We start from the raw sequence: 25,821 nt of genomic DNA on the forward strand, positions 1-25,821 counted from the left end.
TATGACTAATCAATATCAAAACAAAAATATCTGCGTAGTCGGATTAGGTAAAACAGGATTGTCTTGCGTTGATTTCTTGTTACGGCAGCAAGCAAATGTACATGTCATTGATACTCGTCAACAACCGACGGGAGCAGAAAAATTACCTGAAAATGTCCCCTTACATACAGGAAGCTTAAACCAACAATGGCTACTTGAAGCTGATCTCATTGTGATTAGCCCTGGGCTTTCTGTTAAAACACTTGAAATTCAGACCGCACTTCAGGCCGGTGTAGAGGTTGTCGGTGATATTGAATTATTTTGTCGTTACGCCAATAAGCCAATTATTGCTATTACAGGCTCAAATGGTAAGAGTACCGTGACTACATTGGTCAGTGAAATGGCGAAAGAGGATGGCTTAAAAGTTGGAATGGGGGGAAATATTGGTATTCCTGCTCTTGAGTTATTGCAACAAGATTATGATCTCTATGTTTTAGAGCTATCAAGTTTTCAACTGGAGACGACTTATAGTTTGAAAGCGACAGCCGCAACGATTTTAAATATTAGTGAAGATCATATGGATCGTTATCTCGATATTGAAGATTATCGCCAAGCCAAATTGAGAATTTATGAAAATTGTCAACGTGCGGTAATAAATGCCGAAGATGTATTAACAACAACGGAAGATTTAAAGTCTCCAATTACTTTTGGAGAAAGTCAGGCTGATTATTGGCTAAAAACGGAAAATGGCAAGCAATATTTAATGGCAAAAGAGCGGTTAATTTTACCTTGTGATGAAATGAAATTGGTAGGTCGTCATAATTATATGAATGCGTTGGCGGCCAGTGCGTTGGTTCAGGCTGTCGACATAAGTTTTACTGCAATTCGGACCGCACTTCGTAAATTTACCGGTTTAGCTCATCGCTTTCAGTTAGCATATCAGAAAGATGATGTACGTTGGATTAATGATTCGAAGGCAACCAATGTTGGAAGTACAGTTGCTGCACTGACCGGTTTGTATGTAGCTAATAAATTACATTTATTGTTGGGGGGGGATGGTAAATCCGCAGATTTTTCGGAATTGGCAACATTAATTAATCAACCCCATATTTATTGCTATTGTTTTGGGCAAGATGGTAAAGAACTTGCCGCACTATCAGTGCAAAGTCAGTTATTTGATACGATGGAACAGGCAATAGAAGCTATTCGTCCGAATTTACAGCAAGGTGATATGGTGCTTTTATCACCGGCTTGTGCAAGTTTGGATCAATTTAAATCCTTTGAACATCGAGGTGATGTTTTTAGTGATTTAGCGAAGTTGGCACAGGGTTAAAGATAGAGACAAAATGGGACAAAATAACGTAAAACAACATATTGATCGTTGGTTGCGTATTACACCAACAACAGCATTATATGATCGAGCATTGCTATGGTTGTTTATTATTCTATTGTGCTTGGGATTAATTAGTGTATCTTCCGCATCTATTCCAATCAGTACAAGATTATTTAATGAACCTTTTTACTTTATAAAACGTGATATAGGATATATTTTTATCTCGTTAATTGCTTTTGCGTTTGTTGTTCTCATACCAATGAGAATGTGGCAAAAATATAACGTTATATTATTTTGGATTGCTGTGATTTTATTATTGCTGGTGCTTACTGGAATCGGAAAAGATGCAAACGGTGCAAAGCGTTGGATTCCGTTACAACTATTTAATTTTCAACCGGCTGAATTTGCCAAATTAGCACTAACGTGTTATTTGGCAGATTATTTCACACGCCGTTATAATGATGTACGTAGCAAAAAATTAAGTGCATTTAAGCCATTTTTTGTCATGGCTATATTGGGTGGATTATTATTGTTACAGCCTGATTTAGGGAGTGCGGTTGTTTTATTTGTTATAACTTTTGGCTTGCTTTTTATTGTCGGTGCAAATTTTTGGCAGTTTGTAGGGTTGGGAGGAATCGCTTTTTTCTTATTCCTATGGTTAGTCGCATCTGCCTCTTATCGTTTAAAACGCTTTACAGGTTTTCTTGAGCCTTTTAAAGATCCTCTAGGAGCAGGTTATCAATTAACAAACTCTTTAATGGCTTTTGGGCGAGGTGAGTTATGGGGCGAAGGATTGGGAAACTCTGTACAAAAATTGGAATATTTGCCTGAGGCACATACCGATTTTGTCATGGCGATTGTCGGTGAGGAATTTGGGCTTGTAGGCATTATTGTGGTGGTGTTCTTACTTGCGTTACTCGTTTTTAGAGTAATGAAAATAGGGAGAGAGTCATTATTATTAGAAGAACGCTTTAAAGGGTTTTTGGCTTTTGGTATAGGTTTTTGGATATTTTTTCAAGGATTTGTAAATCTCGGTATGGCATTAGGCATGTTACCGACCAAAGGATTAACCTTTCCATTAGTGAGTTATGGCGGTTCAAGCTTGCTGATTATGTCAGTCAGTATTGCAATTTTGTTGCGGATAGATTACGAAAATAGAGTTGTTCGAGTTGGAAGTGCTCGACTAAGAGATGATTAAAATAAGGAAAATACCGTGTCAAAAAGAAAAAAATTATTGGTTATGGCTGGCGGAACCGGAGGTCATGTTTTCCCTGCTATTGCTGTTGCACAATATTTACAAAAGCAAGATTGGGATATTTGTTGGTTAGGCACTCGGGACCGTATGGAAGCAAAGTTGGTGCCAAAGCACGGGATTCCAATTGAGTTTATTCAGATTTCCGGTTTAAGAGGCAAGGGATTAATAACTTTATTGAAAGCACCTTTTGTCATTTTAAGAGCGGTTCTACAAGCGAGAAAAATCATAAAGAAATATCAACCGGATGTGGTACTCGGCATGGGAGGATATGTCTCTGGACCTGGTGGAGTTGCCGCAAAACTTTGTAACATACCTGTAGTTGTGCATGAACAAAATGCTGTATTAGGTTTAACGAATTCATTGCTGGCTAAAATTGCGACACGGGTATTACAAGCATTTCCAAATACATTTCCTAACGCAGAAGTCGTTGGTAATCCGGTGCGTGAGGCGTTTTTTTCTGTGCCTATGCCACAAGAACGTTTTAACACTGCTTGTGAGACACTCAAAGTTTTAGTGGTTGGAGGAAGTCAAGGGGCTCATATATTGAATACAATATTACCGGAAGTATTAGCTCAATTGCCTAATCGTCTGGAAATTGTTCACCAAGTCGGATCAGGTTCGGTGGAAAACGTCACCGCACTTTATCATGATAAAGTTAATCTTACGCAAGAATCAGTACAAATTACCGAATTTATTGATGATATAGCTCAGGCTTATGCTTGGGCGGATATCGTCATCTGCCGTTCCGGAGCATTGACTGTCTGTGAACTTGCAGCTGTTGGTACACCGGCTATTTTTGTACCCTTTCAACATAAAGATAAACAACAATATTTAAATGCAAAATATTTAGCTGATGTTGGAGCCGCCTATATTGTTGAACAACATGAATTGGATGCGGAAAAAATAGCTCAATTATTAAAAAATGTAGATAAAGAAAAATTATTGGAAATGGCGGAAAAAGCAAAAAATATGTCGACGCCGTTATCCACTCAACGTGTTGCTGAAGTTATAATGGATACTGTTAAAACTTAGCCAATTAAAATGAAAAGAACATTTTGCTATGTAAATGAATAAAGGAATGATGAATGCAAGCATTTAGACAACGAATTAGACAAACTGTACCTGAAATGCGTCGAGTAAAACAAATTCATTTTGTTGGGATTGGCGGAGCCGGTATGGGAGGAATAGCGGAAGTGTTATTAAATGAAGGTTATCAAGTAACCGGTTCAGATATTGCGGAAAATGCGGTAACCAGTCGCTTAATTTCTTTGGGAGCTAAAATTTCTTTCTCTCATCATGCAGCAAATATTGAGGGTGCTAGCGTTGTCGTTGTTTCCAGTGCGATTAAGGGAGATAACATTGAAGTTATTACAGCACATGAAAAACGTATACCGGTTATTCAACGTGCACAAATGCTGGCAGAAATTATGCGTTTTCGTCACGGAATTGCTATTGCGGGAACGCATGGTAAAACGACTACTACAGCAATGGTTGCAATGATTTATGCACAAGCCGGTTTAGATCCTACTTTTGTTAACGGTGGTTTGGTTAAGTCTGCCGGAACAAATGCGTATTTAGGATGCAGTCGTTATTTAATTGCAGAAGCAGATGAAAGCGATGCGTCCTTTTTACATTTGCAGCCAATGGTGTCGGTAGTGACCAATATTGAGCCTGAACATATGGAAACTTATCATGGCGATTTTGAAGAAATGAAACAAACTTATGTGAATTTCTTGCGTAATTTGCCGTTTTATGGGTTATCTGTGATGTGTGCTGATGATCCCGTTTTAATGGAATTATCCTCTCAAGTGGGACGCCAAGTGGTTACTTACGGGTTCAGTGATGAGGCGGACTATCGCATAGAAGATTATCAACAAACAGGTTTTCAGGGGCATTATACGGTTGTAACGCCGAATGGAGAGCGTATTGATGTGTTGTTAAATGTGCCGGGTAAACATAATGCTTTAAATGCGACTGCCGCATTAGCCGTTGCTAAAGAAGAAGGGATCGAAAATGATGCTATTTTGACCGCACTTGCCGAGTTTCAAGGTGCTGGTCGTCGTTTTGATCAATTAGGGCAATTTATTCGTCCAAATGGGAAAGTGATGTTAGTTGATGATTATGGTCATCACCCTACTGAAGTTAACGTAACCATTCAGGCAGCTCGCCAAGGTTGGGAGAATAAACGTATTGTGATGATTTTCCAACCTCATCGTTATTCTCGTACCCGAGATTTATTTGATGATTTTGTACAGGTTTTATCGCAAGTTGATGTGTTAATTATGCTGGATGTTTATGCGGCGGGTGAACAGGCTATCGCCGGTGCTGATAGTCGCTCTTTGTGTCGTTCAATCCGTAATTTAGGTAAAGTAGATCCGATTTTAGTCTCCGATCATAAGCAATTAGCTGAAATTGTTGATCAGGTTATTCAAGATGGTGATTTAATTTTGGCACAAGGTGCCGGTAATGTGAGTAAACTTTCTCGTGAATTAGCGTTAGCTTGGAGTAAAGAATAGTTACGTACTTTAAAGTGAGCAAAATAAAAAAGAAGTAGGATATAAAATGACTAAACCATTGAAACAACAAAAAATCGCCGTCTTATTAGGGGGGACTTCAGCTGAACGTGAAGTATCATTAAACTCAGGAAATGCGGTCTTAACAGCGTTACGTAATCAGGGTTTTGATGCTCACCCAATCGATCCAAAAGAATATCCGGTTGTTATGTTGAAAGAACAGGGCTTTGATCGAGTTTTCAATATTTTACATGGGCGTGGCGGTGAAGATGGTACGATACAAGGATTATTAGAGCAAATAGGCTTACCCTATACGGGTTGTGGCGTGATGGCATCTGCTTTAACAATGGATAAAATGCGAACTAAAATGTTGTGGAAAGCATTCGGGTTACCTGTTGCAGATATGGAAGTCGTTACTCGCACTAGTTTTTCGCAGTTAAATCCGCAAGTAGTTGTAGAAAAATTGGGCTTGCCTTTAATGGTTAAACCTTCTTTGGAAGGTTCAAGTGTCGGATTGACAAAAGTTAACGCTATTGATGATCTAAAAAGTGCGGTGGAATTTGCACTTCAATATGATGAAACCGTACTGATTGAAGAATGGCTTTCCGGTGATGAATTAACGGTTCCGATATTAGGTAACGAAGTTTTACCTTCGATTAAAATTGTACCCCAAGGGGAATTTTATGATTATGAAGCAAAATATATTGCCGATAATACGCAGTATTTTTGCCCCTCAGGATTAACGGAAGAGCGTGAACAAGAGCTTCGTCAATTAGTCAAACAAGCTTATGATGTCGTGGGTTGCAGGGGATGGAGCCGTATTGATGTCATGCTGGACGGCGAGGGTAAATTCCGCTTAGTGGAAGTCAATACAAATCCGGGAATGACAAGTCATAGCTTATTTCCAAAATCAGCTGCAACTGTCGGTTATTCTTTCGAGCAATTGGTCGTCAAAATTTTGGAGCTAAGTCTTTAAATGAGAATAACGCATAAAGTAACTGAAAATTTGAAAGTGACAAAACGGAAGTCCTACCGATTTGTCAACATTAAATTTATTGTTATGTTGTTATTGGTTGCAATACTGATTTTTATTGTTAGTAATCGTCAGTCGATTTTAGAAAAGTTAGATGATAGCTCAATTAATTCATTTGCTATTGCAGGTATAACAAATTTTACTGATGACAATGATGTTCGTGAAGTTTTGTCTCGAATATCGGACAGCGGTGAGTTAAAAGGTTTTTTTGGACAAGATATTGATTTGGTTAAACAGCAAATTGAAATGATACCTTGGGTTAAATCTGTGGCAGTACGTAAAATTTGGCCCAATCGCTTAAGTATTTGGGTAACGGAGCATTTACCCATTGCACGTTGGAATGAAACAGAATTTTTGTCATCAGAGGGAATAATATTTCAATTACCAATTAGCAAATTAAAAACACAAGGATTACCTCATTTGTCAGGACCTGATCATAAAAGTGCTGAGGTACTGGAAGCTTGGAATAAAATTTATCTTGATTTAAAGAGAAAAAATTTGTTGTTAAAAAAAATTGCTATCAATGAGCGTGGTTCATGGCAAATTGTGTTAGAGAACGATGTTGTATTAAAATTAGGACGTGGAGAATGGAAAGATAAATTGGATCGTTTTTTCACAATTTATCCACAGATTGAAATACCTGAAAATAAAAAGTTATCTTATGTTGATTTAAGATATGGTGTTGGTGCTGCTATCGGTGTAGTAGATTCTGACTAAATTTAATTTTAAATATGTGAAGTGACTAAAATGGCTAGAATTGTAGAAGATAAGATATTTGTAGGTTTAGAAGTAGGAACCTCAAAAGTTGTTGCTGTAGTAGGGGAATTATTACCCGATGGCGTTGTCAATGTATTAGGTGCCGGAAGCTGTCCTTCTAAAGGTATTGATAAGGGGAGCATTACAGATTTAAATGCGGTCGTAACTTCTATTCAACGAGCAATTGATTCAACCGAAGCGGTTGCAGATAGTCAGATATTTAGTGTGACATTGGCTATTACCGGTGAGCATATTCAAAGTTTGAATGAAAATGGATTTGTGCCTATTGCTGAGGAAGAGGTGACTCAAGAGGAAGTTGAAGCGGCGTTGCATACGGCGAGTTCAGTCCGTATTGGAGATGGGCTGGCATTATTACATATAATTCCCCAAGAATTTGCAGTGGATAAGCAAGTAAATATAAAAGATCCACTAGGATTGCAAGGTGTGCGTTTAAGTGCTCAAGCACATTTAATCGCTTGTCATCAAGATTGGCTAAATAATCTGAAAAAAGCGGTTGAACGTTGTAAATTAAAAGTGAACAAAGTTGTTTATTCCGGATATGCTTCATCTCAAGCGGTGTTGACTGAAGATGAAAAAGAATTAGGTGTTTGCTTAATTGATTTTGGTGCCGGTACGATGGATATTGTGGTTTATACCAATGGTTTTATTCGCTTTAGTAAAGTTATTCCTTATGCGGGTAATCGAGTGACTGACGATATTGCTTATGCTTGTGCGACTTCTAGGACAGAGGCGGAAAGTATTAAAGTTGCTTATGGAAGTGCGGTCAGTCCTCCATTAGATCCTTTAGATAAAAAAATTGAAGTTGCCAGTATCGGTGGGAGAGCACCTCGAGTCATCAGCAAAGAACAACTTTCAATTATTACTTCTGCTAGGTATGCGGAATTACTTGGTGTAGTTAAATCTGAATTGGATCAATTGAAATATCAATTAGAAAATAAACAGATAAAATTTGAACTTATTGCTGGAATTGTTATTACTGGTGGCGGAGCTCAAATTGAAGGATTAAGAGAATGTGCAACGCAAGTATTCGGTTCTCAAGTGAGGATTGGTGTCCCGCTTAATATTACCGGTTTAACTGATTATGTAAATAAACCACAATATTCAACCGTAGTTGGTTTATTACATCATCATAATAATGATTTTGAGGATATTTTATCTGAAAGTGAAACAGAAACTGACGGTGTCGGCAAAAAATTTTGGAATATTTGTAAGAAAGTTGTCAATAAAGTGCGGTCAGAGTTTTGAAAATTTGATTTTTTAATCTACAATAGACAGAATTTAGGTTTTAATTTTGTGCTAAAGTCGGGAATTAGCATTTACGGAGAAGAAATATGATTGAACCGGTTGATTACGATTACGATGATATTAGCGGAGGTGCACTCATCAAGGTGGTTGGTGTTGGTGGCGGTGGCGGTAATGCTGTTAACCATATGGTGGCTAATATGATTCAAAACGATATTGGCGGGACGCTACTTGGCGTTGATGAATTGGCTTATCCAATGTCAGATGATAATCATGGCAAAATTATTTTCTATGCTGTGAACACTGATGCTCAGGCTTTGCGTAAAAGTAATGTACAAAAAACAGTTCAAATCGGTGGTGAAACAACAAAAGGCTTAGGTGCGGGAGCTAATCCTAATGTAGGACGTAAGGCAGCCGAGGACGATCAGGATGCTATTCGTGCTATGTTAGAAGGTGCAGATATGGTTTTTATTGCAGCCGGCATGGGTGGCGGAACAGGAACAGGTGCAGCACCTATTGTTGCACAAATTGCAAAAGAGCTAGGTATTCTTACGGTTGCTGTTGTCACAAAACCTTTCTCTTTTGAAGGTAAAAAGCGTATGCATTTTGCCGAATTAGGAATCAAAGAATTATCTAAACATGTAGATTCCCTGATTATTATTCCTAATGAAAAATTATTAAAAGTACTTGGCAAAAATATCAGTTTAATTAATGCTTTTGCTGCCGCAAATGATATATTGCGTAATGCGGTTACTGGAATATCCGATATGATTACTTCTCCGGGACTAATTAACGTGGACTTTGCTGATGTGCGTACTGTTATGTCTGAGATGGGTCGTGCAATGATGGGTTCCGGTGTTGTTCAAGGCACAGCAGCTGATGGTCGTGCAGAAAAAGCAGCACAAGAGGCTGTTGCCAGTCCGTTGTTAGAAGATGTTGATTTATCCGGTGCACGAGGTGTTTTAGTTAATGTTACTGCGGGATTCGATTTAACTTTAGATGAGTTTTCAACAGTAGGTGAGACTATCCGTTCATTTGCATCTGAAGAGGCTACCGTGGTGGTTGGTACAACGTTGGTTCCTGAAATGTCAGATGAAATTAGGGTAACTATTGTTGCAACAGGAATTGGGGACATTGAAAGACAAGATGTTCAGATTATGTCAACATCTCCACTGAATGAGCCCGTAAAACCTGTTGAACAGCAGCATATTCGTCCAGAACCTAGACATGATTTAGATACACCGATTACAGAGAGATTAAAAGCATTTAGACCCGTAGACCCAACAAGTTTCTCTCGTGACTAACAGAGTTCATCTTGTTGTTTAGCAATAAGGTTAAAGAAAGATGATTAAACAAAGAACATTAAAACAAAGTATAAAAGTTACCGGAGTTGGCTTACATAGTGGGAATAAAGTGACATTAACTTTACGCCCTGCGATGCCAAATACAGGCGTAATATATTGTCGAACCGATATGAACCCGCCGGTTACTTTTCCGGCAAATGCAAATGCGGTACGTGATACTATGCTTTGTACATGCTTAATCAACGAGGATGGGGTTCGGATCTCTACGGTTGAGCATTTGAACGCTGCTTTAGCTGGATTAGGTATTGATAATATTATTATTGAGGTTGATGCGCCTGAAATTCCGATTATGGATGGAAGTGCGAGTCCATTTATTTATTTGTTATTAGATGCTGGTATTGAAGAACAAAATGTAGCGAAGAAATTTATTCGTGTTAAGAAGCCAATTCGTATAGAAGACGGTGATAAATGGGCTGAATTTAAACCTTATGATGGCTTCCGTTTAGATTTCACAATTGATTTTGAACATCCTGCAATTGGTAAAGATGTACGTAATTATGTGATGGATTTTTCTGCACAAGCTTTTGTACAACAAATTAGTCGTGCAAGAACTTTCGGTTTTATGAAAGATATTGAATACTTACAATCCCAAGGTCTTGCTTTAGGTGGAAGTTTAGATAACGCTATCGTTTTAGATGATTATCGAATTTTAAATGAAGACGGTTTACGCTTTAAAGATGAGTTGGTTCGCCACAAAATGCTTGATGCGATTGGAGATCTTTACATGTGCGGTTATAATATTATCGGTGATTTTAAAGCCTATAAGTCTGGTCATGGATTGAATAATAAGCTTTTGAGAGCATTACTTGAAAATCAAGAAGCGTGGGAATTAGTAAGCTTTGAAGATAAAGAAGAAATCCCGCAAGGTTATGTTTCTCCTGCACAGGTTTTTATCTAAATTAGTGTTGTAAGATAAAAGCTATATTTCCAGCGAAGTATAGCTTTTTTTATAGCTATAGTTTTTGCTTTTACCTATTACTTGCTGGTATGGAAAAATATTCAATTCATCGTAGGATTTTATATGTCATTAGATTTAAATGAAATTCGTCAACAAATTACACAAATTGACCGCAGTTTATTAAAGCTGCTCTCAGAGCGTCATCGTTTAGCATTTGATGTCGTACGCAGTAAAGAAATCTCGCAGAAAGCATTACGTGATGTTGAACGTGAGCAGCAATTATTGAAAGAGTTGGTTCAATTTGCGGAAAATGAAAATTATCAATTGGAACCACAATATATTACTCAGATTTTCCAAAAAATTATCGAAGATTCCGTGTTGACTCAGCAAGTATATTTGCAAAAGAAATTGAATGAGCAAAGAGAGAAGAATATTCATATTGCTTTTTTAGGTAAAAGAGGTTCCTACTCTCATTTAGCCGCTAGAAATTATGCAACTCGTTATCAGGAGCAACTAATTGAGCTAAGTTGTGCTTCTTTTGATGAGGTATTTTCCTCCGTGCAAAATGAAGAGGCAGATTACGGTATTGTACCGTTGGAGAATACAACCTCAGGAGCGATTAATGAAGTGTATGATTTATTACAGCATACAGATCTTTCTTTAGTAGGTGAATTGGCTTATCCAATTAAACATTGTGTTCTGGTAAATGCTCAAGATGATTTAGATAAGATTGATACTTTATATAGTCATCCGCAAGTTATTCAGCAATGTAGCCAATTTATTCGTACTTTAGCGCGAGTTCATATTGAATATTGTGAAAGCAGCTCACATGCAATGCAACTTGTTGCCAGCTTAAATAAACCTAATATTGCAGCTTTAGGCAATGAAGACGGTGGGAATTTATATGGTTTAAAAGTATTAAAGTCCGGTATAGCAAACCAAGAAAACAATATTACGAGATTTATTGTTCTTGCTAAGAATCCGATTGCAGTATCACCGCAAATTCATACAAAGACATTATTATTAATGAGTACTGCACAAAAAGCGGGGGCATTAGTTGATGCTTTATTGGTCTTCAAAAAATATAACATCAATATGACGAAGTTAGAGTCACGTCCAATTTATGGTAAACCATGGGAAGAGATGTTTTATTTAGAAATTGAGGCTAATATTAATAACCCTATCGCTCAGCAAGCTTTTACTGAACTAAAAGCATTCAGTAACTACTTGAAAATCTTAGGTTGTTATCCAAGTGAAATTGTGAAACCTGCCGAAGTCTAATAAAAAGTGCGGTCTAAATCAAAAAAATCCCCTTTATTGAAAAAGGGGATTAGGCGTTGATTTATTTTTTCGGTGCAAGCAATTCAGGTTCTTGAGGTTTCGCTACATTTTCAAAAGATTTATTTTGATTCGCTTGAATAAGGCTGTCTGCTTGTTGAGCCAATTTTGTTAGCCCCATTTTTTCGTAAGCATTTTTCATCAATGGCAACGCATCAAGAGTAGCTTTCGTGTCAGGGTATTGTTGTAACATACCCACTACACGATTTGCTACAGCAACATGAGCATTGCGTTTTGCATAGAATTTAGCAATTTCCAATTCATGACGAGCGAGGCTTGCTCTAATATAAGCCATGCGTGCTAAAGCATCCGCCGCATAAGGGCTATTTGGGAAATGCTGAACTAACGTTTGGAAGTTAGCAAATGCAGTTTTGATAGACGTACTTTCACGTGTCGCACGATCTACACCAAAAAGGTCTTGGAACCAGTTATCACCTAATGCTGAATTGCTTAAACCTGCTATATAAATGACATAATCTAAATGCGAGCTTTGCGGGTATTGTTGAATAAAGCGATCAATTGTTACTAAAGCATTAGTGTAGTCTTGAGATTTATAGTAAGCATAAATTAGATCCAATTGTACTTGTTCATTATATTGGCTTCCCGGGAAGCGTTTTTTTGCCGTGTCTAAATAACGAATTGCTTGGCTATAATCTGCGTCTTGTAGATAGGTGTGTCCTTTTTCATAAAGAGTTTGTGCTGTTCCTTCTTCAATAGCTTTACCTGAGCTTGAACACGCACCAAGAGCAAGGCTTGCAAAAGCGACTAAAGCGAGAGATTTCAATTTATGCATGAGTGAATCCTTATTTTTACAATCAATAATAAATGTTACAATAATTCGTTATTTTATAGCACATTGCTAAATAAGCAAATTATCTGATGGATTTTTTATTATGACACAAGTGATATTGTCAGCCGATATTCAGCCCCAACATATGGGACAACGCTTAGACCAAACGTTAGCAGAATTGTTCCCAGATTATTCCCGCTCTCGTTTGAAAACATGGATTGAGGGTGATTTAGTTAAAGTTAATGGCGAAATTATTAATGTTGCTCGTACAAAAGTTTACGGTGGTGAGTTAGTGGAAATTTGTGTGGAAATTGAAGAAGAAAGCAAGTTTGAACCTGAAAATTTACCACTCAATATTGTTTATGAGGATGAGCATATTTTAGTTATTAATAAACCAAAAGATTTTGTTGTCCATCCCGGTGCAGGGAATCAAAGAGGAACTGTATTAAATGCACTGTTGTATCATTATCCAAAAATAGTAGAAGTGCCAAGAGCGGGCATAGTTCATCGTTTGGATAAAGATACGACGGGTTTAATGGTTGTTGCAAAGACAATTCCGGCACAAACAAAATTGGTACAGGATTTACAAAAACGTAAAATTATACGTGAATACGAAGCAGTTGCTTTTGGTGTGATGACACAAGGTGGAAAAGTAGATCAACCCATGTCCAGACATCCGACAAAACGTACCCAAATGGCGGTTCATCCGTTGGGAAAACCGGCGGTAACTCATTATCGTATAATGGAACGTTTCCGCAATTATACTCGCTTACGCCTTCGTTTGGAAACAGGACGCACTCATCAAATTCGAGTGCATATGGCACATATTTCCCATCCTTTACTAGGCGATCAAACTTATGGAGGTCGTCCTCGTCCACCGAAAAATGCAAGTGAAGAATTTATGCAAGTGATGCGTGATTTTAAACGTCAAGCGTTGCATGCAATTATGCTCCGCTTAACTCATCCCATTACAGGCGAAATAATGGAATGGGAGGCTCCTTTGCCTGATGACTTTGTAACATTAATCAATGCCTTAAAAGCAGATTATCAATTACATAAAGATGAATTAGATTATTAGTATGCAAATAATAAAAGCGAATCTCGGTCAAGTAGCGAATGTTCAAGGGCTAATGACAACTCGGCAAGGCGGTATAAGTGTTGCACCTTATGACAGCTTAAACTTGGGTGATCATGTCGGTGATGATGAAAGTGCGGTTAAAATTAACCGCACTTTGTTAGTGAAAGAATTAGGCTTACCGCAAGATCCTATTTTTCTTAACCAAACGCATAGTACAAAAGTTCTGCGACTTCCTTATCAAGAAGGCATGGATTTAAATGCAGATGCAGTTTATAGTGATCAAGCTAACCAAGTTTGTTTGGTGATGACGGCAGATTGTTTGCCGGTACTTTTTACTAATAGACAAGGCAATGAAGTTGCTGCTGCTCATGCCGGTTGGCGAGGATTATGCGACGGTATTTTAGAGGAAACCGTTAAGCAATTTCGTGTTCCCAAAGAAGATATTATAGTTTGGCTAGGTGTTGCTATCGGCCCTAAGTTTTTTCAGGTCGGTAAAGAGGTTGTTGAGCAATTTATAGCAAAAGATCCTCAAGCTAAAAATGCCTTTACGCCGGATCGGGAACAGGAAAATAAATTTCTGGGTAATCTGTATCAAATCGCCAAACAGCGTCTAAATGCTTTGGGAATTACAGAAATTTACGGCGGAGAACATTGTACATATAGCGATAAAGAGCGGTTCTTTTCTTATCGTCGTGATGGTAAGACAGGTCGATTGGCTTCATTGATCTGGTTTTCCAAGTAAAAAAGAGCGGTTAGTTGTATTGAGTATCTAACCGCTTAACAGGGAATAGTTATTATCCTTCGAAGCCGTCAAACAAGGCGGTGCTTAAATAGCGTTCTGATGCAGAAGGTAAGATAACAACAATGAGTTTATCGGAAAATTCCGGACGTTGTGCAATTCGATCGGCTACAGCGAGTGCTGCACCGGATGAGATCCCTCCGAGAATACCTTCTTCTGCCATTAGACGACGAGCCGTTATAATCGCTGTTTCACTACTGACTTTTTCTACTTGATCTACTAAAGATAAATCTAAGTTTTTCGGAATGAACCCCGCACCAATACCTTGAATTTTATGTGGCCCCGGTTTGGTTTCTTCACCTGCTAGCGTTTGAGTTATCACTGGTGATTCTTCAGGTTCAACGGCTACGGTAATAATTTTTTTGCCTTGATCTTGCTTAATGTAACGGCTAATTCCACTAATTGTTCCGCCAGTACCAACACCAGCTACCAATACATCAATTTTACCTTCAGTGCCTGACCAAATTTCAGGTCCTGTTGTTTGTTGATGAATGGCTGGATTTGCAGGGTTTTCAAACTGTTTTAGCATTACATAGTGATTTGGATTTGAAGCAACAATTTCTTCCGCTTTAGCAATAGCCCCCTTCATACCATTGACACCTTCAGTCAACACTAAATTTACCCCTAAACCTCGCAATAAGCGTTTACGTTCGGAACTCATAGTCTCCGGCATAGTTAACGTGATTTTATAGCCACGTGCTGCAGCAACATAAGCTAAAGCAATACCTGTATTACCACTAGTTGCATCAATAATTTCTTTATCTTTGGTTAAAATACCATCTTTTTCTGCTTGCCATACCATATTGGCACCAATGCGGCATTTCACGCTAAAGCTGGGGTTTCTCCCTTCAATTTTCGCTATAATGTTGCCGTTATTACCAAAGTTTTTTAAACGAACTAATGGTGTGTTACCAATAGAATAGGAATTATCTGCATAAATTGTCATTATTTTCTCCTAAGAGTTGTGAGTCGTATTTTTACAGTATTTTTATCATAGCTTTATGAATTTCAAAATAGCAAAACATTCTATTTTATAACTAAACGCTATTTCACAATCGTGGTTTTAATCCGTATGAGGTTTGTTAATGTCGTTCTTACCGGCATAACGATATTGTTCAACCCACATAGCTGTTGCACCACAGACAGCAACAGGAATAATCAGCAAATTAATGAGCGGAATAAATGTACATAAAGTCACCAAAGTACCAAAAGTTAACGTTAATGTATGTTTCTGTCCAAGTTCCGTTTTCATACGTTGAAAAGGCACTTTATGGTTATCAAAAGGATAGTCGCAATATTGAATAGTCATCATCCATACAGTAAACAAAAATGCTAAAATTGGAATAATGCTTTGTCCAATAAATGGAATGAAACTAAGTAGAGATAGAGCAATAATTCGAGGTAAGCTATAAGTCAATTTTTGCAATTCTCGTTTTAGCATTCTTGGAATATCTTTTAGAAAATCTACCGCACTTCCTTCAGTCGGACTTTCTCCCGTTAACATTTTTTCCACTTTTTCAGCGAGCAAGGCATTAAAAGGTGCGGCAATAAATCCAGAGAGTGTTGTAAACATAAAATAAAAAATGCTTAACAACATAAGTACAGCTAAGATGAGCAGAATCATACTTAACCAGCTAAGCCAATCGGGAATAAACGTGATCATGCTCTCGAGCCAAGTACTGAATCGGTTTATAAATAACCATAACAGCCCCGATAAAAGAAGAATGTTAAGCAAAATCGGCATAACGACAAAACGACGCAAACCACGTTGTCTAATCAAATCCCAACCCATAATAAAGTAATGAAAAGCTTTTTTTATCTCTGTTAGTTTTAACATAAATTTTCCTTAATTGAAAAAACACACTTATCAAACGACATAATACCGCAGAATTCAAGTAGGGTAAAAAATCTGTATTTTCCATATTAATCAACAAGTAAAATATGATAAGCTAGCAAAAATTTGCTGTTCGATGAAGCTAAGTAGGAGAACAAGATAATGGATTTAAATGCTATTTTAATTATTTTAGGTGTAATCGCATTAATAATTTTAGTTGCACATGGCATATGGTCTAATCGCCGCGAAAAATCGCAGTATTTTGAAAATTCAAAAAACTTTACTCGAGAGGCACGTATCCGTGAACCACAAGAAAATCAGCAATATCAAACCGCTGATCAATCTCAGTCGGATTTTCAACGTAATTTGCTTGAAACTGATAATGACTGTTTTTCTAGTGAATCAGCACATAATTCTCACCAACCTCTTTATCATTATAGTGAGCAAAGTGCGGTACAATCTGTTGATCAAATTAAAATTAGGTTGCCTGACAGTGAGTCTAACTATGTAATGCAAGAACAGTTCTCACCGAAGCATACCGACTACGCCTCCATGAGCATTGAAGAACTGGAAAAATCAATTGATCTTGATGAGGGAATTAATTCATCTTCTCAACATTTACGCCAAGAGCTAGCTCAAATTTCAGGGCAATCAATAGCTGATGATAAGGTCAATATAGAAGAGCATATGTTTACTGAAAGCAGCATATCTTTTGTAGAACCACAGACAAACACGGAATCCCAAAAGGTTGTTGAAAAAACAAAATCAGGTAATTCTTCTTTTATCATGCTTTATGTGGTTGCCTCTGAAAATCAAGGTTTTAGCGGTTTGCAATTGACTAAAACACTTGATGAGCTAGGATTTATTTTTGGTAAAAAACAGATTTATCATCGTCATGTGGACTTAAGTATTACAAGCCCTGTTTTGTTTAGTGTGGCAAATATTGAACAGCCCGGTACGTTTGATTTAACAAACATTGCAGATTTTTACACGGTTGGAATTGCATTATTTATGCAACTGCCTTCTTATGGTAATGCTACAGCCAATTTACGAATGATGATTAGAGCGGCAAAAACCATCGCTCAAGATTTAGACGGTGTTGTTGTAACAGAGCAACAAGAAATTTTTGATGAACAAGCTGAAAGGGATTATTTGGATCGTGTTTCTTGAGTGGCAAAATTCGGGAAATATTGACCGCACTTTATGCTTTAAACTTTCAATAGGCTTTTGTTTAAAAATACTGAAAACTATTTGGATGTGGGAAGACTACGTCAAAAATGCTGTATGAATTTGCTATAATCAACGAAAGACGCAAAACAAGTGTGAATTTCAGTTAAATTATTGCCATAAAATATGATTTATATCAATAAAGTATTCAATGTTGGTTGAGTTTGTAGGCTAAAATTTTGTAGTATATGCACCATCAAGTGATTGCTTGATGTTCATAAAGTTCCTAAATAAAATAATCATAATATAGCAAAACTGCTTTGTGACCTCCCTCTTGGGAGGTTTTTTTAATTAATTACAAAGTTGGAAGTTTAACGTTTCTTTGACTGATACACTGTTCTCTTCCTATATGTCTATGGCACTAGGTCCTTACTCGCTAAATTTCTACGTTCAATTCGCTAAATCCTATAATTTCAAGTAAAATAACCGCACTTTTTACATTATAGAGAGAATATATGTCATCACAATTTGTTTATACCATGCACAGAGTAGGTAAAGTAGTTCCGCCGAAACGTCATATTTTAAAAGATATTTCTTTAAGTTTCTTTCCCGGTGCAAAAATCGGAGTGCTTGGCTTAAATGGTGCCGGTAAATCTACCTTATTACGTATTATGGCTGGAATTGATAAGGATATTGAGGGAGAAGCTCGCCCACAACCCGGTATTAAAATTGGTTATTTGCCACAAGAACCTAAGCTTGAACCTCAACAAACCGTTCGAGAGACCATTGAGGAAGCTGTCGCTGAGGTAAAAAATGCGTTAGTTCGCTTAGATGAGGTTTACGCATTATATGCAGATCCTGAAGCAGACTTTGATAAATTAGCAACCGAACAGGCAAATCTTGAGGCGATTATTCAAGCTCATGATGGACATAATTTAGAAAATCAATTAGAACGTGCGGCAGACGCCTTACGTTTACCGGATTGGAATGCCAAGATAGAACATCTATCAGGCGGTGAGCGTCGTCGTGTAGCACTTTGCCGTCTATTACTTGAAAAACCGGATATGTTGTTACTTGATGAACCCACTAACCACTTAGATGCGGAATCCGTGGCTTGGCTAGAACGTTTCTTACATGATTATGAGGGGACCGTTGTGGCAATCACCCATGATAGATACTTCTTAGATAATGTGGCAGGCTGGATTTTAGAGCTTGACCGAGGAGAGGGTATTCCTTGGGAAGGCAATTACTCCTCTTGGTTAGAACAGAAAGAGAAACGTTTAGCTCAAGAGCAAGCTACAGAGTCCGCTCGTCAAAAATCTATTGAAAAGGAATTGGAATGGGTTCGGCAAAATCCTAAAGGTCGTCAAGCTAAAAGCAAAGCTCGCATGGCACGCTTTGAAGAGCTTAACTCAAGCGAATATCAAAAACGCAACGAAACTAACGAACTCTTCATTCCACCCGGTCCACGTTTGGGTGATAAAGTTATTGAAGTGCAGAATCTGACCAAATCTTATGGCGACCGCACTTTAATTGATAATCTTTCTTTCAGTATTCCAAAAGGGGCGATTGTGGGGATTATCGGAGCAAATGGTGCTGGGAAATCCACTTTATTCCGTATGCTTTCAGGACAGGAACAGGCAGATTCTGGCTCTATTACTTTAGGTGAAACCGTGGTAATGGCATCGGTTGATCAATTTCGTGATGCGATGGATGACAAAAAAACGGTTTGGGAAGAAGTTTCCGGCGGCTTGGATATTATGAAAATCGGTAATTTTGAAATCCCAAGCCGTGCTTACGTTGGACGTTTCAACTTCAAAGGCGTTGATCAACAAAAACGTGTCGGTGAATTATCCGGTGGTGAGCGTGGGCGTTTACATTTAGCCAAACTTCTACAAGTGGGCGGAAACGTATTACTATTGGATGAACCAACCAATGACCTAGATGTAGAAACGTTACGTGCATTAGAAAATGCGATATTGGAATTTCCGGGTTGTGCCATGGTTATATCCCATGACCGTTGGTTCTTAGATCGTATTGCTACCCACATTCTCGATTATGGTGATGAAGGTAAAGTTACTTTCTACGAAGGTAACTTTACCGACTATGAAGAATGGAAGAAGAAAACTTTCGGTGCAGAAGCAACTCAGCCACATCGTATTAAGTATAAACGTATTGCAAAATAATTCTTTGTATAAAGGGAAATATTATGAAAAAAATCATTACCGTATTATCAGTTTTAGCTGTATCTGCTTGTGTTTCAACAGAGCTATCGACACAAAATAAGACATATAACAATTTACAAGATGCACGTATCCGTTTATATGGGCAAAATCGTCGTCCCTCATCAATGGAAATTGAAATTAATGGCAAGACTGAAAAAATCACCGTTGGAGGTGGTTTGGGACAGGCTTTTGGTTCAATGCTTGGAGTTAAAGGGAATGAAAGCATTGGTATGCCTGAAACTGAACTTAGCAAAGATCCTTCTGCTCATTCAAAACTACTTTCGGCTATCTTCTTTAAAGAATTCGTTATACCGGCAGGTAAAGAAGTAAAAGTTACTAACAGTATTCATGACGTAACGAATATGGGAGAATATTATACCTCAACACATAGAATAACCACCACTACAACATTTAAAGGGTGTAACGGTGATGTCATTACTTTTATTGCAGAAGCAGGAAAAGATTATGAAGTGGCTCCTATTAGCTCTAATAGAGAATGTGGTGTAACTGTTTACGAGATCAAATAATTTTATCAGAAGCCCATTATAAACTGTCTATAAAGTAACCGCACTTTAAGTGCGGTTCTTTTATGTTGCGTGATTATGGCAGGCTCAATATCAGCAATAGGATATTCACTTTTACCGGAAAAATCATTGAAAATTAACAATGACAACATAAAGCTTTCTAGATGAAATCAGCACAGAAGAGTTGCCCCGAAGGCACTAAAAAGATTAGCGACCGTATGTGTTGAACAAGAACTTTGCCGAGCTTTTATCTGAGAAAGTCAAACAGCTCGTCGTACTGTGCTGTTTGTTGCTAAAAGTGTTGGTTTTATTGGAAACCTAACCTAGTCATAAAACTCTGTAAAACTGTTTGCGGATCTAAAAATATTGAAGAAAACAACCGCACTTATTGGATTAAAGTGCGGTAAGTATTTAGCTCAAATTAGAAGCAGTGATAAGACGTTGTGTATAAGCATTTTTAGGTTGAGTAAATACCTGCTCGGTTGTACCTGTTTCGACAACCTCACCTTTACTCATCACAATAACATTATCGCTTAGTGCTTTTACTACAGATAAGTCATGACTAATAAAAATATAGCTCAAGCCATATTTTCGTTGTAGTTTATTGAGTAATTCGATGACGGTAATTTGTGTTGAACGATCGAGTGCAGAAGTCGGCTCGTCCAGCAGAACAAATTTCGGTTCAAGAATAATCGCACGGGCAATAGCAATGCGTTGTCGCTGTCCGCCTGAAAACTCATGAGGGTAACGATTAATCATAGAGGGAGAAAGATTAACTTCCTCCAACATATTCATGACTTTTTGTCGCCTCTCTTGTTTACTCATGTGCGGGCAATGCACAGTAAGACCTTCTGCAATAATTTCTCCAATTGTTAAACGTGGAGACAGTGAATTGAAAGGATCTTGAAAAACAATCTGCATGTCTTTTTTCAATGCTTGAGCTTTTTCTTTCGATAAAGTGGCGATATTTTTTCCGTTAAATTGTAATATCCCCTGATAATCAAGAATTTGCATAATAGCACGTCCCAACGTTGATTTACCTGAACCGGACTCACCAACAATACCGAGGGTTTCACCGACTTTTAACTCAAAAGAAATATCTTTAACAGCATGGAAAACATTTTTCGGTTTACCGAACAATGTGCGTTTTAGCACATAATCAATATGAATATTTTGTCCATTGATGAGGACAGGTGCATTTTCAGCCAACGGATGTTTTAAATCCGTAGGGATAGGCGTCAGTAATTCTTGTGTATAGGGATGATGAGGTTGGTTAAATACTTGTTCTGTATTACCTCGCTCCACAATTTCACCGTTTTGCATCACACAAACGTAATCACTGTAACGACGAACTAAACGCAGATCGTGTGAGATCAAAATGATCGCCATTCCTATATCTCGTTGTAATTCAAGCATTAAATCAAGAATTTCCGCTTGCGTTGTGACATCAAGTGCGGTCGTCGGCTCGTCCGCTATTAATAAATCCGGTTTATTAATAATTGCCATCGCAATCATGATACGTTGTAATTGACCGCCTGAAAATTCGTGTGGATAACATGCCATTTTCTTTTCCGCTTCGGGAATTTTCACTTTTTTCAGCATATCCAATGCGTGCTTATAAGCCTCCGCTTTACTCATTTTCGGATGGTGAATAGCAGTCGCTTCCGCAACTTGTTCACCAATCGGCAAATAAGGGTTGAGTGAAGTCATGGGTTCTTGAAAAATCATCGCCATACGATCACCACGAATTAATCGCAACTCTTTTTCTGATAAAGATAATACTTCTTTGTTTTCAAATAAGATTTTTGAGTCTTCACTGTAACTGATGATTTTTTGCGGCAACAATTGCATAATTGCCATAGAAGTTACAGATTTACCGGATCCTGATTCGCCTACAATAGCGAGAGTTTGTCCTTTTTCTACCTCAAAAGAAATATTACGAACGGCGTGTACGACTTCTTCATCTGTTTTTAGATAAACATTTAAATTTTTTACATCAAGTAATTTCATTCTATTCATTCCTATTTATCTTTTGGATCGAGGGCGTCACGCAAGCCGTCACCAATAAAGTTAAAGCAAAATAATGTCAGACAAAGGAAAAAAGCAGGAAATGCAATCAACCAAGGCGATGTTTCCATTTGTGCAGCTCCATCGCTCAGTAAGGCTCCCCAACTGCTCATCGGTTCTTGTGTGCCTAAACCTAAGAAACTGAGAAAAGATTCAAATAAAATGAGCGAAGGTACTTCCAACGAGGCATAAACAACGACAATTCCCAAAACATTCGGAATAATATGTTTCCAAATAATTTGACGACGGGAAACACCACAAACAATAGCAGCCTCAACAAATTCTTTGTTTTTTAAACTGAGTGTTTGCCCACGTACAATTCGAGCAAGGTTTAACCAAGCAATCATACCGATAGCAACAAAAATTAAGAAAATATTCTGGCCGAAAAATGTTACCAACAATATAACGAAAAACATAAAAGGAAAAGAACTGAGAATTTCTAATGTCCGCATCATGACAACATCTACTTTTCCTCCCACATAACCTGAGATAGCACCGTAAATAGTTCCGATCATCACAGCGATAAAAGCACCAGCAATGCCAACCATCAGCGAAATTCGCCCACCTATAGCAATACGCACCAATAAATCACGTCCGGAAGCATCTGTCCCGAGATAATGCCCGGAAACAAAATCAGGAGCGATACTCATCATATTCTAATCAGTGTCATCATAGCTAAAAGGAATTAACATTGGTATGAAAGTAATAAATAGCAACATGCAACAAATGACAATCAAGCTGGCAACTGCTGCTTTATTACGAAAGAAACGACGGCGTGCATTTTGCCATAAACTGCGTCCTTCAATGACGCTCTCACAAGCGTTTTGCATGATATTTTCTTCCGATTTTGAGCGGTTTTGACGATTAGACAACATGAGATCTCCTTATGAATAGCGAATTTTCGGATCGATAACCGCATATAGAATATCAACTAATGCATTAAAAAAGATGGTAAGCGTCCCCACTAATATGGTGAGGCTAAGTACTAGAGAATAATCTCGGTTTAAAGCTCCATTGACAAACAGCTGCCCCAATCCCGGCAACCCGAATACACTTTCAATGACCATTGAACCGGTAATAATTCCCACAAATGCCGGTGCTAGGTAACTGATAACAGGAAGAAGAGCCGGACGCAAAGCATGTTTGAAAATAATTTTTTTCAATGGCAATCCTTTTGCTTTCGCTGTACGAATAAAATTGGAATGCAATACTTCAATCATGGAACCTCGTGTAATCCGCGCGATACCGGCAACGTAACCGATAGTAAGAGAAAGAACGGGTAAAACCATATAATAAAGTTGACCGTCGTTCCAACCGCCGGCAGGTAACCACTTTAACCAAATGGCAAAAAATAACACTAAAAGCGGTGCAAAAACAAAGCTGGGCATGATCACCCCCGTCATCGCAAACCCCATCACAATATAATCCCAGCGACTGTTTTGTTTGAGAGCGGCAAATGTGCCTGCAACTAAGCCGATAATGACTGAGAAAATAAATGCGACAATACCCAATTTCAGTGACACGGGAAACGCAGAAGCGATTAAATTATTTACGCTTTGATCTTTGTATTTGAAAGAAGGTCCGAAATCACCTTGCGAGAGATTTTTCAAGTAAAGCAAATATTGTTTAAAGAGCGGTTCATTTAAGTGATATTTCGCTTCGATATTCGCCATGACTTCTGGAGGATAAGTCCGTTCGGAAGTAAAAGGACTACCCGGAGCCAATCGCATCAGAAAGAATGAAAATGTAATTAAAATAAACAATGTTGGAAGTGCTTCCATTATTCGTTTTACAATAAATTTCAACATCAAGAACTCCAAACAGATTAAATGAGAAAAAGTAAATGTTATTTAAAAATAAATCGTCAAATTCCCCTAACCTAATGTTATCAATTAGGGAAATTTGACGGGATAAATAAGTTTAATGTTTAATAATATAAAGATTTCTCAATAAAATAATATCTTGAGGATCTTTACCTTCATAGCCCTTAACATAAGGTTTCACCAAACGCGGGTTAACATAGTTATATATCGGTATGATAGGAGCATCCGCTGCCAAAATCGCTTCGGCTTTAGCATAAGCTTTCATACGATCTGTCGCCTCGGAGAATTGATAAGACTCATTCACCGCTTGGTCGTAGGCCGAGCTTTTGTAAAACGCTAAATTGTTACTTGAGTTGGAGAGAAAATAATTGATAAACGTTGTAGCCTGATTGTAGTCAGCCGACCAACCGGCACGTGCAATATCAAATTGTTTGTTGTGACGACTTTCAATATACGTTTTCCATTCTTGATTTTCCAGTTTAACATCAACTAAACCACCCGTATTATTTTTCCAAATTGATGCCGCGGCAATAGCAACTTTTTTATGGTTTTCATTGGTGTTATATAAAATGGTAAATTTCAATGGATTCGATTTACTGAAACCGGCTTCTTTCAATAATTGAACGGCTTGCTGATTACGCTCTTTCATTGATAATTTAGTATATTCAGGTTGCTGAATTGCACCACCTTCCGCAATATAGGTCGGTGTAAACACGTATGTAGGTATTTGCCCCTGTCCTAATACCTTATCTGTAATGATATTACGATCCAACGCTAAATTCAGTGCTTTACGTACCCGTAAATCATTAAATGGTGCTTTCGTATTATTGATCTCATAGAAATAAGTACCCAATGTACGTGAAGTAAACACTTGATCCGGCATTTCAGCTTTTAATTTTGGGAACTGCTCCGGTGGCAAGGCATGATCTGTTATCTCCACTTCTCCCGCACGATAACGTTGCACATCCGTACTTGGATTTTGAATCGCTAAGAATGTCGCTTTATCAATCACGGTTTCTTTATCATTCCAATAAAGCGGATTGCGGACAAATTCAATTTTTTCGTTGATAACGTGTTTCGTCAATTTATAAGCACCGTTACCTACGTAATTTTCTACTTTGACCCAAGCATCACCGAATTTCTCTACAACATGTTTAGGCAAAGGTAAGACAGAGTGATGTGTGGTCATACCAGGTAAATAAGGCACTGAATTGCTTAACGTTACCACAAAAGTATAATCGTCAACGGCTTTTACACCGAGAGAATCTACTTTTTTCTTCCCTTCAATAACATCTTGTGCATTTTCAATTTGCATGTACGTCAAATAAGAAGAATAAGGAGAAGCCGTTTTCGGATCAACAAGACGTTGCCATGCAAAGACAAAATCATGGGCTGTAACAGGCGTGCCGTCAGACCATTTTGAATCATGACGTAATTTAAATGTCCATTGCTTAAAGTCCGGCGTACTTTCCCACGAAGTGGCAACACCAGGCTGAGGATTACCGTCAGAATCCACCGTAATAAGTCCTTCTAAAACCTGTAAAACAACCTCTGCTTCAGGTATTCCTTCTGATTTATGAGGGTCGAAACTTTGAGGTTCAGCTCCATTATTGATGACAATTTCTTGCTTTTTAGCCAACACGGTACCAGCCGGAACATTGGCTGCAAAAGCAGATATTGAAAAACCTAATGCCACGGTTGTGGCAACAAGAGTGCGGGTTAATATTGTGTGCATTGTTATTCTCCATTGTGATTGTTGTTTGCTCTGCTATTAATACATGA

At 38.0% G+C, this 25,821-nt stretch carries 22 protein-coding genes and 1 pseudogene; 15 read left to right on the top strand and 8 right to left on the bottom strand.

Going from position 1 to position 25,821, the window contains the following annotated elements:
• The first annotated feature begins 1 nt into the window (after window position 1).
• The 10 genes from murD (at window position 2) to pheA (ending at window position 11,675) form a co-directional block, all read left to right on the top strand.
• Window positions 2-1,312: a UDP-N-acetylmuramoyl-L-alanine--D-glutamate ligase gene (murD, locus tag HNR69_RS03335; protein WP_075294395.1), complete on the top strand. Its 1,311-nt coding sequence runs from the start codon at window positions 2-4 to the stop codon at window positions 1,310-1,312.
• A gap of 13 nt (window positions 1,313-1,325) precedes the next feature.
• Window positions 1,326-2,510: a putative lipid II flippase FtsW gene (ftsW, locus tag HNR69_RS03340; protein WP_011608513.1), complete on the top strand. Its 1,185-nt coding sequence runs from the start codon at window positions 1,326-1,328 to the stop codon at window positions 2,508-2,510.
• Between the two features lie 15 nt (window positions 2,511-2,525).
• Window positions 2,526-3,599, top strand: a complete 1,074-nt coding sequence (gene murG, locus HNR69_RS03345) for an undecaprenyldiphospho-muramoylpentapeptide beta-N-acetylglucosaminyltransferase (RefSeq protein WP_075294394.1) — start codon at window positions 2,526-2,528, stop codon at window positions 3,597-3,599.
• Window positions 3,600-3,652: 53 nt separating this feature from the next.
• Window positions 3,653-5,083, top strand: a complete 1,431-nt coding sequence (murC, locus tag HNR69_RS03350) for a UDP-N-acetylmuramate--L-alanine ligase (protein ID WP_075294393.1) — start codon at window positions 3,653-3,655, stop codon at window positions 5,081-5,083.
• A 46-nt stretch (window positions 5,084-5,129) separates the two neighbouring features.
• Entirely contained in the window at window positions 5,130-6,056 is a 927-nt protein-coding gene (locus HNR69_RS03355; protein ID WP_075294392.1) for a D-alanine--D-alanine ligase, read from the top strand.
• On the top strand, window positions 6,057-6,830 hold the full coding sequence (locus HNR69_RS03360) for a cell division protein FtsQ/DivIB (RefSeq protein WP_075294391.1): 774 nt from the start codon (window positions 6,057-6,059) through the stop codon (window positions 6,828-6,830).
• A 30-nt stretch (window positions 6,831-6,860) separates the two neighbouring features.
• Complete coding sequence (gene ftsA, locus HNR69_RS03365; RefSeq protein ID WP_075294390.1) at window positions 6,861-8,135, top strand: cell division protein FtsA; 1,275 nt, start codon at window positions 6,861-6,863, stop codon at window positions 8,133-8,135.
• Window positions 8,136-8,221: 86 nt separating this feature from the next.
• Window positions 8,222-9,436, top strand: coding sequence for a cell division protein FtsZ (gene ftsZ, locus HNR69_RS03370; RefSeq protein WP_012341457.1), 1,215 nt, complete (start codon window positions 8,222-8,224; stop codon window positions 9,434-9,436).
• Window positions 9,437-9,476: 40 nt separating this feature from the next.
• On the top strand, window positions 9,477-10,394 hold the full coding sequence (lpxC, locus tag HNR69_RS03375; protein WP_012341458.1) for a UDP-3-O-acyl-N-acetylglucosamine deacetylase: 918 nt from the start codon (window positions 9,477-9,479) through the stop codon (window positions 10,392-10,394).
• Window positions 10,395-10,517: 123 nt separating this feature from the next.
• The gene (gene pheA / locus HNR69_RS03380) at window positions 10,518-11,675 is read left to right on the top strand and encodes a prephenate dehydratase (protein ID WP_075294389.1); all 1,158 of its coding nucleotides are present in this window, start codon (window positions 10,518-10,520) and stop codon (window positions 11,673-11,675) included.
• 61 nt (window positions 11,676-11,736) lie between these two features.
• Here pheA and HNR69_RS03385 read toward each other — a convergent pair whose 3' ends face one another.
• Entirely contained in the window at window positions 11,737-12,525 is a 789-nt protein-coding gene (locus tag HNR69_RS03385; RefSeq protein WP_075294388.1) for an outer membrane protein assembly factor BamD, read from the bottom strand.
• 100 nt (window positions 12,526-12,625) lie between these two features.
• Here HNR69_RS03385 and rluD point away from each other — a divergent pair, with 100 nt between their 5' ends.
• Window positions 12,626-13,600 carry a 23S rRNA pseudouridine(1911/1915/1917) synthase RluD gene (gene rluD, locus HNR69_RS03390; protein ID WP_075294387.1) on the top strand — a complete coding sequence of 325 codons (975 nt, stop codon included), beginning with the start codon at window positions 12,626-12,628 and terminating at the stop codon, window positions 13,598-13,600.
• A 1-nt stretch (window position 13,601) separates the two neighbouring features.
• Complete coding sequence (gene pgeF / locus HNR69_RS03395; RefSeq protein ID WP_075294386.1) at window positions 13,602-14,342, top strand: peptidoglycan editing factor PgeF; 741 nt, start codon at window positions 13,602-13,604, stop codon at window positions 14,340-14,342.
• 52 nt (window positions 14,343-14,394) lie between these two features.
• Here pgeF and cysK read toward each other — a convergent pair whose 3' ends face one another.
• Both cysK and cysZ read right to left on the bottom strand, forming a co-directional pair.
• The gene (cysK, locus tag HNR69_RS03400; RefSeq protein WP_011608525.1) at window positions 14,395-15,345 is read right to left on the bottom strand and encodes a cysteine synthase A; all 951 of its coding nucleotides are present in this window, start codon (window positions 15,343-15,345) and stop codon (window positions 14,395-14,397) included.
• 117 nt (window positions 15,346-15,462) lie between these two features.
• Window positions 15,463-16,236 (bottom strand): sulfate transporter CysZ, encoded by a 774-nt coding sequence (cysZ, locus tag HNR69_RS03405; RefSeq protein WP_075290504.1) that lies wholly within the window; start codon window positions 16,234-16,236, stop codon window positions 15,463-15,465.
• A 159-nt stretch (window positions 16,237-16,395) separates the two neighbouring features.
• On the opposite strand from cysZ, the gene zipA reads away from it, so the two are divergent.
• The 3 genes from zipA to HNR69_RS03420 all read left to right on the top strand — a co-directional run bounded on the left by zipA (window position 16,396) and on the right by HNR69_RS03420 (window position 20,152).
• A complete protein-coding gene (gene zipA / locus HNR69_RS03410) occupies window positions 16,396-17,403 on the top strand; it encodes a cell division protein ZipA (protein ID WP_075294385.1) in 1,008 nt (335 codons plus the stop codon).
• A 512-nt stretch (window positions 17,404-17,915) separates the two neighbouring features.
• Entirely contained in the window at window positions 17,916-19,586 is a 1,671-nt protein-coding gene (ettA, locus tag HNR69_RS03415) for an energy-dependent translational throttle protein EttA (protein ID WP_011608528.1), read from the top strand.
• 23 nt (window positions 19,587-19,609) lie between these two features.
• The gene (locus tag HNR69_RS03420; RefSeq protein WP_075294384.1) at window positions 19,610-20,152 is read left to right on the top strand and encodes a hypothetical protein; all 543 of its coding nucleotides are present in this window, start codon (window positions 19,610-19,612) and stop codon (window positions 20,150-20,152) included.
• A gap of 5 nt (window positions 20,153-20,157) precedes the next feature.
• Here HNR69_RS03420 and HNR69_RS03425 read toward each other — a convergent pair whose 3' ends face one another.
• The 5 genes and pseudogenes from HNR69_RS03425 to HNR69_RS03445 all read right to left on the bottom strand — a co-directional run bounded on the left by HNR69_RS03425 (window position 20,158) and on the right by HNR69_RS03445 (window position 25,774).
• Entirely contained in the window at window positions 20,158-20,301 is a 144-nt protein-coding gene (locus tag HNR69_RS03425; RefSeq protein WP_157665524.1) for a hypothetical protein, read from the bottom strand.
• A 259-nt stretch (window positions 20,302-20,560) separates the two neighbouring features.
• On the bottom strand, window positions 20,561-22,159 hold the full coding sequence (locus HNR69_RS03430) for an ABC transporter ATP-binding protein (RefSeq protein ID WP_075294383.1): 1,599 nt from the start codon (window positions 22,157-22,159) through the stop codon (window positions 20,561-20,563).
• An 11-nt stretch (window positions 22,160-22,170) separates the two neighbouring features.
• Window positions 22,171-23,046, bottom strand: a pseudogene (oppC, locus tag HNR69_RS03435) (oligopeptide ABC transporter permease OppC).
• Window positions 23,047-23,100: 54 nt separating this feature from the next.
• Window positions 23,101-24,024, bottom strand: coding sequence for an oligopeptide ABC transporter permease OppB (gene oppB, locus HNR69_RS03440; protein ID WP_012341524.1), 924 nt, complete (start codon window positions 24,022-24,024; stop codon window positions 23,101-23,103).
• Between the two features lie 112 nt (window positions 24,025-24,136).
• Window positions 24,137-25,774, bottom strand: coding sequence for an ABC transporter substrate-binding protein (locus HNR69_RS03445; protein WP_136122244.1), 1,638 nt, complete (start codon window positions 25,772-25,774; stop codon window positions 24,137-24,139).
• Between the last annotated feature and the right edge of the window lie 47 nt (window positions 25,775-25,821).

This window comes from Histophilus somni (genome assembly GCF_014202395.1).
In the GTDB taxonomy this organism is placed as follows: Bacteria; Pseudomonadota; Gammaproteobacteria; order Enterobacterales; family Pasteurellaceae; genus Histophilus; species Histophilus somni.